This window comes from Streptomyces rubellomurinus, from assembly GCF_000961885.1.
In the GTDB taxonomy this organism is placed as follows: Bacteria; Actinomycetota; Actinomycetes; order Streptomycetales; family Streptomycetaceae; genus Kitasatospora; species Kitasatospora rubellomurina.
On the sequence record NZ_JZKH01000085.1, the window covers coordinates 26,879 to 37,023 of the forward strand.

10 protein-coding genes are annotated in these 10,145 nt (G+C 71.8%); 3 read left to right on the forward strand and 7 right to left on the reverse strand.

Annotation, left to right across the window (positions count from 1 at the left end; genetic code table 11):
• Positions 1-51 precede the first annotated feature (51 nt).
• Complete coding sequence (locus VM95_RS30285) at positions 52-387, forward strand: RNA polymerase-binding protein RbpA (protein ID WP_035841977.1); 336 nt, start codon at positions 52-54, stop codon at positions 385-387.
• Positions 388-494: 107 nt separating this feature from the next.
• On the opposite strand, the gene pgl is transcribed toward VM95_RS30285, so the two are convergent.
• The 5 genes from pgl to tkt all read right to left on the reverse strand — a co-directional run bounded on the left by pgl (position 495) and on the right by tkt (position 7,326).
• Positions 495-1,283 (reverse strand): 6-phosphogluconolactonase, encoded by a 789-nt coding sequence (pgl, locus tag VM95_RS30290; protein ID WP_045702778.1) that lies wholly within the window; start codon positions 1,281-1,283, stop codon positions 495-497.
• A complete protein-coding gene (gene opcA, locus VM95_RS30295; protein ID WP_045702780.1) occupies positions 1,280-2,374 on the reverse strand; it encodes a glucose-6-phosphate dehydrogenase assembly protein OpcA in 1,095 nt (364 codons plus the stop codon). The genes pgl and opcA overlap by 4 nt, the downstream gene beginning before the upstream one ends.
• Positions 2,371-3,918 carry a glucose-6-phosphate dehydrogenase gene (gene zwf / locus VM95_RS30300; RefSeq protein WP_045702782.1) on the reverse strand — a complete coding sequence of 516 codons (1,548 nt, stop codon included), beginning with the start codon at positions 3,916-3,918 and terminating at the stop codon, positions 2,371-2,373. The genes opcA and zwf overlap by 4 nt, the downstream gene beginning before the upstream one ends.
• A 70-nt stretch (positions 3,919-3,988) precedes the next feature.
• On the reverse strand, positions 3,989-5,131 hold the full coding sequence (gene tal, locus VM95_RS30305) for a transaldolase (protein WP_045702784.1): 1,143 nt from the start codon (positions 5,129-5,131) through the stop codon (positions 3,989-3,991).
• Positions 5,132-5,223: 92 nt separating this feature from the next.
• On the reverse strand, positions 5,224-7,326 hold the full coding sequence (tkt, locus tag VM95_RS30310) for a transketolase (protein ID WP_045702786.1): 2,103 nt from the start codon (positions 7,324-7,326) through the stop codon (positions 5,224-5,226).
• Between the two features lie 470 nt (positions 7,327-7,796).
• On the opposite strand from tkt, the gene VM95_RS30315 reads away from it, so the two are divergent.
• Positions 7,797-8,747: a heme o synthase gene (locus VM95_RS30315; RefSeq protein WP_045702788.1), complete on the forward strand. Its 951-nt coding sequence runs from the start codon at positions 7,797-7,799 to the stop codon at positions 8,745-8,747.
• Positions 8,748-8,828: 81 nt separating this feature from the next.
• On the opposite strand, the gene VM95_RS30320 is transcribed toward VM95_RS30315, so the two are convergent.
• A complete protein-coding gene (locus tag VM95_RS30320) occupies positions 8,829-9,470 on the reverse strand; it encodes a DUF2461 domain-containing protein (RefSeq protein ID WP_045702790.1) in 642 nt (213 codons plus the stop codon).
• Positions 9,471-9,542: 72 nt separating this feature from the next.
• Here VM95_RS30320 and VM95_RS30325 point away from each other — a divergent pair, with 72 nt between their 5' ends.
• Positions 9,543-9,869 carry a hypothetical protein gene (locus VM95_RS30325; protein WP_045702792.1) on the forward strand — a complete coding sequence of 109 codons (327 nt, stop codon included), beginning with the start codon at positions 9,543-9,545 and terminating at the stop codon, positions 9,867-9,869.
• A gap of 96 nt (positions 9,870-9,965) precedes the next feature.
• Here the strand turns inward: VM95_RS30325 and VM95_RS30330 are convergent.
• Positions 9,966-10,145 (reverse strand): hypothetical protein (locus VM95_RS30330; protein WP_045702794.1); only part of this gene is annotated, 180 nt, incomplete at its 5' end.

Below are 10,145 nucleotides of genomic sequence, written 5' to 3' on the forward strand. Positions count from 1 at the left end.
ACCGACGCGCATCGCGGCGGGTCGGCGCACCAGCACGCAGGGAGTCAGACCGTGGCAAGTGGCAACGCCATCCGTGGCAGCAGGGTCGGAGCCGGCCCGATGGGCGAGGCGGAGCGCGGCGAGTCCGCCCCGCGCAACCGGATCAGCTTCTGGTGTGCCAACAAGCACGAGACCCGGCCCAGCTTCGCCGCCGAGGCCGTCATCCCGGACACCTGGGACTGCCCGCGCTGCGGCTTCCCGGCCGGGCAGGACGAGCACAACCCGCCGGCGCCGTCCCGCAACGAGCCCTACAAGACCCACCTCGCGTACGTCCGCGAGCGGCGCACCGACGCGGACGGCGAGGCGATCCTCGCCGAGGCGCTGGCCAAGCTGCGCGGCGAGATCTGAGAGCTGCGCGAGCGATCTCCGAGCTGAGGCGAGCCGAGCGGCATCGAAGCACTGAAGGGCGCCACCGTCATGACGACGGGTGGCGCCCTTCGGCGTTGCCTGCTCCGTTACGCCGAGGCCGGCGGGTAGAGCTGCGGCGGGATCCGCTCCGCCGCGGCGCGGTCCAGCAGCCACAGGGTGCGGCTGCGCCCGTACGCGCCGGAGGCGGGTGCCTGCAGCTCGCCGGGGCCGGACAGGGCCAGCGCGACGGCGCCCGCCTTGTCCTCGCCGGCGGCCAGCAGCCAGACCTCGCGGGCCGCGCGGATGGCCGGGAGGGTGAGCGAGACCCGGGTCGGCGGGGGCTTGGGGGCCCCGCGCACGCCGACCACGGTCAGCTCGGTCTCCCGCACGCCCGGGTGCTCGGGGAAGAGCGAGGCGACGTGGGTGTCCGGGCCGACGCCGAGCAGCAGCACGTCGAAGGCCGGGACGCCGAGCCGGTCGCCCGGCCCGGCCGCCTTGGCCAGCTCCTCGGCGTAGCGGGCGGCGGCCGCCTCCACGTCCGAGCCGTCCACCCCGTCCGAGGCGGGCATCTCGTGCACCCGCGCCGGGTCGAGCGGGACGGCGTCCAGCAGCTCGGCGCGGGCCTGGACGGCGTTGCGGTCCGGGTCGGCGGCGGGCACGAAGCGCTCGTCGCCCCACCACAGGTCCAGCCGGCCCCAGTCGACCGCGTCGCGCGCCGGGGAGGCGGCGATCGCGGCCAGCAGGGCGTTGCCGTTGCGGCCGCCGGTGAGCACCACCGAGGCGGTGCCGCGGGCGGCCTGGGCGTCCACGATCCGGGTGATCAGGCGGGCCGCGGCCGCCTGGGCCATCAGCTCCTTGTCCCGGTGGACGACCAGCTGCGGGGTGGCGGCGGTCATGCGCTCCCCTTGGCGGCGCGCTTGCCCGCGGCCTTCTTCGCGGGCGCCTTGTCCGCGCCGTCCGCGCCGTCTGCGGCCGCCGGGGCCGGGTCGGCCGTGGCGGCCGCCGTGGCCTCGGCGACGGCCTGGGCGGTGCCCTCGGCCGTCGCGGCCTCGGTGCCGGCCGGCTCGCGCAGCCGCTCGACGGGCGTGCGCACGGCCGTCGCGTAGATGTCGTCCGGGTCGAGCCGGCGCAGCTCCTCGGCGATCAGCTCCGAGGTGTCGCGCCGCTTGAGCGCCACCTGGCGGTCCGGCGAGCCGGGCATGGAGAGCGTGCCCAGCAGGCCGTCCGGGCGGTCCAGGGTGATGTCCCCGTCCTTGGTGCGCAGGTGCACCGCGGTGATGCCCGGGCCGCCGGTGACGACCCGCTCGACCGGCACGTGCAGCCGGTTGGTGAGCCAGAGGCCGAGCAGCTCGACGCTGGGGTTGTAGGACTCGCCCTCGACCACCGCGGCGGTGATGTGGGACGGCCGCTGGTCCAGCGCGGCGGCCAGCATCGAGCGCCAGCCGGTGATCCGGGTCCAGGCCAGGTCGGTGTCGCCCGGAGTGTAGCTCTGGGCCCGCTGGGCGAGCTGGCCGACCGGGGACTCGGCGGTGACCGCGTCGGTGATCCGGCGCTGGGCGAGCGCGCCCAGCGGGTCCTGCGCGGGGTGCAGCGGAGCGTTCTCCGGCCACCACACCACGGTCGGGGCGTCCGGCAGCAGCAGCGGCAGGACCACGGACTGGGCGTGCGCGACGAGTTCGCCGTGCATGCGCAGGATGACCGTTTCGCCGGAGCCGGCGTCCGTGCCGACCAGGATCTCCGCGTCCAGGCGGGTCTCGGCGCGGGCCCGGGGCGAGCGCCCGGCGCGCTTGATCACCGCGAGGGTGCGCATCGGGTGCTCGCGGGAGGCCTCGTTGGCGGCCTTGAGGGCGTCGTAGGCGCTGCCCTCGTCGGTCACGATCACGAGGGTGAGCACCATGCCGGCGGCGGTGGAGCCGCTGGCCCGGCGCGCCTCCATCAGCGCGGCGTTGATCTTGCTGGAGGTCGTGTCGGTGAGGTCGATCTTCATGGCCGGCGCCAGCTCCTGCCGTCTCGTGCGAGCATCTCGTCCGCCTCGACCGGGCCCCAGGTCCCCGCCGCGTACTGGGCGGGCTTGCCGTGGGAGTCCCAGTACTTCTCGATCGGGTCGAGGATCTGCCAGGAGAGCTCGACCTCCTGGTGGCGCGGGAACAGGTTGGCGTCGCCGAGCAGCACGTCGAGGATGAGCCGCTCGTACGCCTCCGGGCTGGACTCGGTGAAGGACTCGCCGTAGGCGAAGTCCATCGTGACGTCCCGGACCTCGAAGGAGGTGCCCGGCACCTTGGAGCCGAACCGCACCGTCACGCCCTCGTCCGGCTGGACCCGGATGACCAGGGCGTTCTGCCCCAGCTCCTCGGTCGCGTAGGAGTCGAACGGCAGGTACGGCGCGCGCTGGAAGACCACCGCGATCTCGGTGACCCGGCGGCCCAGCCGCTTGCCGGTGCGCAGGTAGAACGGGACGCCCGCCCAGCGGCGGTTGTTGATCTCCAGCTTGATGGCCGCGTAGGTGTCGGTCTTGGACTCGGGGTCGATGCCGTCCTCGTCCAGGTAGCCGGGCACCTCCTCGCCGCCCTGCCAGCCGGCCGCGTACTGGCCGCGCACGGTGTGCCTGCCCAGGTCGGCCGGGAGCTTGACGGCGCTGAGCACCTTGAGCTTCTCGGCGACCAGCGCCTTCGGGTGGAAGGACGCCGGCTCCTCGATGGCGGTGAGCGCCATCAGCTGGAGCAGGTGGTTCTGGATCACGTCACGGGCGGAGCCGATGCCGTCGTAGTAGCCGGCCCGGCCGCCGATGCCGATGTCCTCGGCCATGGTGATCTGCACGTGGTCGACGTACGAGCGGTTCCAGATCGGCTCGAACATCTGGTTGGCGAAGCGCAGCGCCAGGATGTTCTGGACCGTCTCCTTGCCCAGGTAGTGGTCGATCCGGAAGACCTCGTCGCGCGGGAAGACCTCGTGGACGACCTTGTTGAGCTCCTGCGCGCTCTCCAGGTCGTGGCCGAAGGGCTTCTCGATGACGGCGCGGCGCCAGGAGCCCTTCGGCGGGTCGGCCAGGCCGTGCTTCTTGAGCTGCTGGACGACCGTCGGGAAGAACTTCGGCGGGACGGACAGGTAGAAGGCGAAGTTGCCGCCGGTGCCCTGCGCCTTGTCCAGCTCCTCGATGGTCTGGCGGAGCTTGTCGAAGGCGTCGTCGTCGTCGAAGGTGCCCTGGACGAAGCGCATGCCCTTGGCGAGCTGCTGCCAGACCTCCTCCCGGAACGGCGTCCGGGCGTGCTCCTTGACCGCGTCGTGGACCTCCTTGGCGAAGTCCTCGTCCTCCCACTCGCGGCGGGCGAAGCCGACCAGGGAGAAGCCCGGCGGCAGCAGGCCGCGGTTGGCCAGATCGTAGATGGCCGGCATCAGCTTCTTGCGGGACAGGTCGCCGGTGACCCCGAAGATGACCAGGCCGGACGGCCCCGCGATGCGCGGGAGCCGCCGGTCGGTGGGGTCACGAAGCGGGTTGACGGGGGCCGGCGGGAGATCGTCCGCGTCCGACACCGGCGTCAACTCGGGGAAATCAGTGCTCACTTGATGGGCTCCGCTTTCGTGCGCTGGCTGTGAGCAGGGGTCACTTCTCGTCGGCGAAGGCGGCGAGCGAGGCGGTGACGGTGTCGAGCAGCTCCTGCCAGGACTGCTCGAACTTCTGCACGCCCTCGTCCTCCAGGACCTGCACCACGTCGTCGTAGTCGACGCCGGCGGCGGCGATGGCGTCCAGGACGGCCTTCGCGTCGGCGTAGTTGGGGACGATGGTGTTGCCGGTCACCACGCCGTGGTCGCCGGTGGCGTCCAGGGTGGCCTCGGGCATGGTGTTGACGGTGCCCGGAGCGACGAGCTCGGTGACGTACAGGGTGTCCGGCAGGGCCGGGTCCTTGACGCCGGTCGAGGCCCACAGCGGGCGCTGCGGCTTGGCGCCGGCGGCCTCCAGGGCGGCCCAGCGGGCGCTGCCCGCGGTCTTGCCGTCGACGCTGCCGAAGACCTCCTCGTACGCCTGGTAGGCGAGGCGGGCGTTGGCCAGCGCGGCCTTGGAGCGCAGCTCCTTGGCGTCGCCGCCGATCGCGTCCAGGCGCTTGTCGATCTCGGTGTCCACGCGGGAGACGAAGAAGGAGGCGACGGACTCGATCTGGGAGAGGTCCAGGCCCTTGGCCTTGGCGGCCTCCAGGCCGGTCAGGTAGGCGTCCATGACGGCCTTGTAGCGCTCCAGCGAGAAGATCAGCGTGACGTTGACGCTGATGCCGAGGCCGATGACCTCGCTGATCGCGGGCAGACCGGCCTTGGTGGCGGGGATCTTGATGAAGACGTTCGGGCGGTCGACCAGCCACCACAGCTGCTTGGCCTCGGCCACGGTGGGGGCGGTCTCGTGCGCCAGGCGCGGGTCGACCTCGATCGAGACGCGGCCGTCACGGCCGTTGGAGGCGTCGTAGACCGGGCGCAGCACGTCGGCGGCGTCGCGCACGTCCGAGGTGGTGATCATGCGGATCGCCTCGTCGGTGGTGACCTTGCGGACGGCGAGGTCGCGCAGCTGGCCGTCGTAGGAGCTGTCGCCGCTGCCGGCGATGGCCTTCTGGAAGATGGTCGGGTTGGTGGTCACGCCCACCACGTGCTTGTTCTGCACCAGCTCGGCCAGGTTGCCGGTGTTCAGCCGCTTGCGGCTGAGGTCGTCCAGCCAGATCGCCACGCCTTCGTCGCTGAGGCGCTTCAGTGCGTCAGTCATGGTGCTTCAGTCCTTCTGCTTCTTCGTACGTCGTGGTGTGGTCAGCGGGGCCGCGTGCCCGCGTGCGGGCGGGCACGCGGCCCGGGGTACTGCTAGCGGTTGACGGCTTCCAGCGAGCGCAGGGCGTTGTGGGCCTCGGCCACCACGCGCTCGGCGGTGATGCCGAACTCCTCGAACAGCACCTTGTAGTCGGCGGAGGCGCCGAAGTGCTCCAGCGAGACGATCCGGCCGTGGTCGCCGACCAGCTCGCGCCAGCCCTGGGCGATGCCGGCCTCGACCGAGACGCGGGCCTTGACCGACGGCGGCAGCACGCTGTCGCGGTAGGCCTGGTCCTGCTCCTGGAACCACTCGAAGGACGGGACCGAGACCACGCGGGTGGCGATGCCCTCGGCCTCCAGCACCTCGCGGGCCTGGACGGCCAGCTGGACCTCGGAGCCGGTGCCCAGCAGGATCACCTGCGGGTCGCCGGTGGAGGCCTCGGCCAGGACGTAGCCGCCCTTCGCGGTGAGCTCCGCGTTGCCGTAGGACGAGCGGTCGAAGGTCGGGACGTTCTGGCGGGTGAGCGCCAGGCCGACCGGGCCCGGGTGGGTGGTCTGGCGCTCGATGATGGTGCGCCAGGCGACGGCGGTCTCGTTGGCATCGGCCGGGCGGACCATGGCCAGGCCCGGGATGGCGCGCAGCGAGGCCAGGTGCTCGACCGGCTGGTGGGTCGGGCCGTCCTCGCCGAGGCCGATCGAGTCGTGCGTCCACACGTAGGTGACCGGCAGCTTCATCAGCGCGGCCAGGCGCACGGCCGGGCGCATGTAGTCGGCGAAGACCAGGAAGGTGCCGCCGTACACGCGGGTCTTCCCGTGCAGGGCGATGCCGTTCATGGTCGAGCCCATGGCGTGCTCGCGGATGCCGAAGTGGATCGTCCGGCCGTACGGGCTGGCCGACTTCAGCGGGTTGCCCTCGGGGAGGAAGGAGCTCTCCTCGTCGATGGTGGTGAGGTTGGACTCCGCGAGGTCGGCCGAGCCGCCCCACAGCTCCGGGATCACCGCGCCGAGCGCCTTCAGCGTCTCGCCGGAGGCCTTGCGGGTGGCGACGTCCTTGCCGGCCGGGAAGGTCGGGACGGCCTTCTTCCAGCCCTCGGGCAGCTCGCCGGCCTGGATGCGGTCGAACTCGGCGGCGCGCTGCGCGTCGGCGGCGCGCCAGGCGTCGAAGCCCTGCTGCCACTGGTCGCGGGCGGCCTTGCCGCGCTTGATGACCTGGCGGGCGTGCTCGATGACCTGGTCGCTGACCTCGAAGGTCTTCTCCGGGTCGAAGCCGAGGACCTTCTTGGTGGCGGCGATCTCGGCGGCGCCGAGCGCGGAGCCGTGCGCCTTGGCGGTGTTCTGGGCGTCCGGGGCCGGCCAGGCGATGATCGTGCGCATCGCGATCAGCGACGGGCGGGAGGTCTCGGCCTTGGCGGCGGCCAGGGCCTCGGCCAGGGCGGCCACGTCGATGTCGCCGTTGGCCTTCGGGGTGACCCGCTGGACGTGCCAGCCGTACGCCTCGTAGCGCTTGAGGACGTCCTCGGAGAAGGCGGTCTCGGTGTCGCCCTCGATCGAGATGTGGTTGTCGTCGTAGACGGCGACCAGGTTGCCCAGCTTCTGGTGGCCGGCCAGCGAGGAGGCCTCGGCGGAGATGCCCTCCTCCAGGTCGCCGTCCGAGACGATGGCCCAGATGGTGTGGTCGAACGGGGACTCGCCGGCCGGGGCCTGCGGGTCGAAGAGGCCGCGCTCGTAGCGGGCGGCCATCGCCATGCCGACCGCGTTGGCGATGCCCTGGCCGAGCGGGCCGGTGGTGGTCTCGACGCCGGCGGTGTGGCCGTGCTCGGGGTGGCCGGGGGTGCGGCTGCCGGCCACGCGGAAGGCCTTGAGGTCGTCCAGCTCCAGGCCGTAACCCGAGAAGTACAGCTGGGTGTACAGCGTCAGGCTGGTGTGCCCGGGGGAGAGGACGAAGCGGTCGCGGCCGACCCAGGCCGGGTCGGTCGGGTCGTGGCGCAGGAAGCGCTGGAAGATCAGGTAGGCGGCGGGGGCCAGCGACATGGCCGTCCCCGGGTGCCCGTTGCCAACCTTCTGGACGGCGTCCATGGCCAGGACGCGCGCGGTGTCAACCGTGCGCTCGTCCAGGTCGGTCCACTCGAATGCGTTCGTCGGCGCAGTGGTGCTCACCCTGTCTCAGGGCTCCTTCCATTGTGAAGAGTGACCCCGTGAATGGGGACCGGGTCGGCCACGACGCTGTGGTCCCGACGTTGGGTGGTGCCGGTCACGGAGGGTAGATCCCGCTTCTCCCGGGAGCCTACCGTCCAGGCCGGGGCTCACCCTCCGTGCTGAGACAACCGGTATTGCCGTGCGATATTCCCACGTGGGCGATCTGACCGCTTTGCCCCAGGCTCTCCTGTTTCGCCGGGGCTCGCCGCCCCGGTGGTCAGGACGGGTTGCGCGGACGCGCCGGGGCTCTCCGGAGCTCCGGGAACGCCGTCACCCGGACGGTTCACCGGGGGGTGATCGTCGCGCCTCGCCGGGGACCCCGGAGCCGGTTGGGATATATGGAGCGTCTAAGGTGGCGTGGTACGCGCAGAGCGGACGATTCGGGACCCATCGTTCCTGTGGACGCCTGCGAGGATTCATCTTCAGTTGGGGTGTTAGTGACCGCCGTCGAAACCCGTCCCGCCGGGGTCACCGGGGCGACACCTGCGCATCACCGGCCGATCGGGGCCCGTGTCGGCGCCTTCGTCGCACTGACCAAGCCCCGGATCATCGAGCTGCTGCTGATGAGCACGGTGCCGGTGATGTTCCTGGCCCAGCAGGGTGTCCCGGACATGCTGCTGGTGCTCAAGGTCGTGGTCGGCGGCTACCTCTCGGCGGGCGGCGCCAACGCCCTCAACATGTACATCGACCGGGACATCGACGCGCTGATGTCCCGCACCGAGCGGCGGCCGATCGTCACCGGGATGGTCTCGCCGCGCGAGGCGCTGGTGTTCGGCATCACGCTCGGCGTCGTCTCGACCCTGCTGCTCGGCTACGGCGTCAACTGGCTCTCCGCCGGGCTCGCGCTCGGCGCCCTGCTGTTCTACGTGTTCGTCTACACGCTGGGGCTCAAGCGGCGCACCTCGCAGAACATCGTCTGGGGCGGCATCGCCGGCTGCATGCCGGTGCTGATCGGCTGGTCCTCGGTCACCAACTCGGTGTCGTGGGCGGCGGTGGCGCTGTTCCTGGTGGTCTTCTTCTGGACGCCGCCGCACACCTGGGTGCTGTCGATGAAGGTCCGCGACGACTACCTGCGGGCGGGCGTCCCGATGCTGCCGGTGATCAAGGGCAACGTCGCGGTCGGCAAGCAGGTCGTCGCCTACTCCTGGGTGATGGTCGCGACCTCGCTGGCGGTCTGGCCGCTGGGGCACATGAGCTGGCTGTACCCGGTCGTCGCGGTGCTGCTGGGCGCGGCCTGGCTGCGCGAGGCGCACGCGCTGTACGGGCGGGCCAAGGCCGGTGTGGTGGGCGCCAAGCTCAAGGAGATGCGACTGTTCCACTGGTCGATCACCTACCTGTCGCTGCTCTTCGTGGTCTGCGCGATCGACCCGTTCGTGAAGTGAGGCCTGTTGTGGAAGGAGCCCCGGTCCGGATGCGGACCGGGGCTCCTTCGCTTTCTCAGCGTGCTTGCTCAGCGCGCTTTCTCAGCGGGAGGGGAGTTCGGACGGGCCGACGTGGTCGTCCAGCCAGTCCTTCAGCGGCTGGGAGGCGCGCAGGAAGTCGGTGATCCGGGTGTACGCGGCGCGGGTGCCCAGCCACTTCGCGGGCGCCCACTCCTGCCATGCCACCAGGCCCTTGTGGCGCAGCAGCTCGATCCGCGGGTGGTCCTTGGCGAAGCCGCGCGGCGCGGACTTGAGGGAGTCCCGGCCGAAGACCTTGGGGCCGTCCGCCTCCACCGCGGCGATCACCCGCTCCAGTTCGGCCCCGCTGACGTCCTCGGCGACGGCGGCGCGGTAGCGCTCCAGCTGGTCCGGGGCGAGCTGGTACATGCCGTTGCCGCAGGCCAGCCCGTCCGCGGAGAGCTGGATGTAGCCGCCGGCCTCCAGGTGCGCGCCGATGTGCGTCTTGTACGGGGACTTGTCGGCGCTGAACCGGACGTCGCGGTTGGGGCGGAAGATCTTCCCCGGCCCGAACTCCGGCTCCAGCTCGGCGAGCAGCTCTTCGGCCGGGGCCCGCACGGCGGCGTCGTACTGGTCCTTGTGGGCCTGCCAGAAGGTCTTCGAGTTGTCGGCTTCGAGGTGCTCGTAGAAGTCGAGCGCTTCGGCCGGCCAGCCTTTGAACGTCACGCCTCCAGTATGTGGCCCGGTGCACAGGGTGCTCCCGTCGCCAGGGCGCGTACCGGTGGGTAGCATGCGGGCATGAGCGCAGAGACCGCCACCGCCGCCGCGCCGGACGCCCGCACCGAGCGCCGTGCCAAGCGCATCGCCAAGAACCTCACCAGCTTCGCCCGGGAGCACGGGGGCGGCGACGCCGTCGTCGAGTACGTCGGCTCCGTGGCCACCCGCATCGTCGTGGTCGGCGCGGACGGCGCCTGGGGCGACCAGGTCGCCCCCAGCTACGCCGTGGGCCGCCGCGCCGCCGAACTCGCCGGGCTGACCCTGCACGACGACTTCGAGGGCGAGCTGGGCCTCAAGGTCAAGACCGGCCCGTACGAGTGGAAGCGCATGGCCGGCATCCAGATCTGACCATTTCTGCGGCGAAGGCCCGGTTCCCCGTGCGGGGGACTGGGCCTTCGCCGTGCTGAGCGTGCGCAGGAAGTCGGCGGGGTCGACTTCCTGCGCTCAGGGGGTGGTGGTGGTGCGGGTGGCGTGGTCGCGGCAGCGGGTGAGGGCGTTGCGGAGGCGGATGTCGGGGTTGGGGGCGGTGGTGAGGAGTTCGCCGGCCTGGATGAGGGTGGTCCAGTAGCGGGTGGGGTTGCCGGTGGTGGGGAGGGGCTTGGTGGCGGTGAGGGAGAGGTAGGC

Bases quoted from the DNA above. Each gene is read 5' to 3' on its own strand.
- VM95_RS30325 (WP_045702792.1), top strand. From the start codon at position 9,543: ATGAGCGCAGAGACCGCCACCGCCGCCGCGCCGGACGCCCGCACCGAG.
- pgl (WP_045702778.1), bottom strand. From the start codon at position 1,283: ATGACCGCCGCCACCCCGCAGCTGGTCGTCCACCGGGACAAGGAGCTG.
- opcA (WP_045702780.1), bottom strand. From the start codon at position 2,374: ATGAAGATCGACCTCACCGACACGACCTCCAGCAAGATCAACGCCGCG.
- tal (WP_045702784.1), bottom strand. From the start codon at position 5,131: ATGACTGACGCACTGAAGCGCCTCAGCGACGAAGGCGTGGCGATCTGG.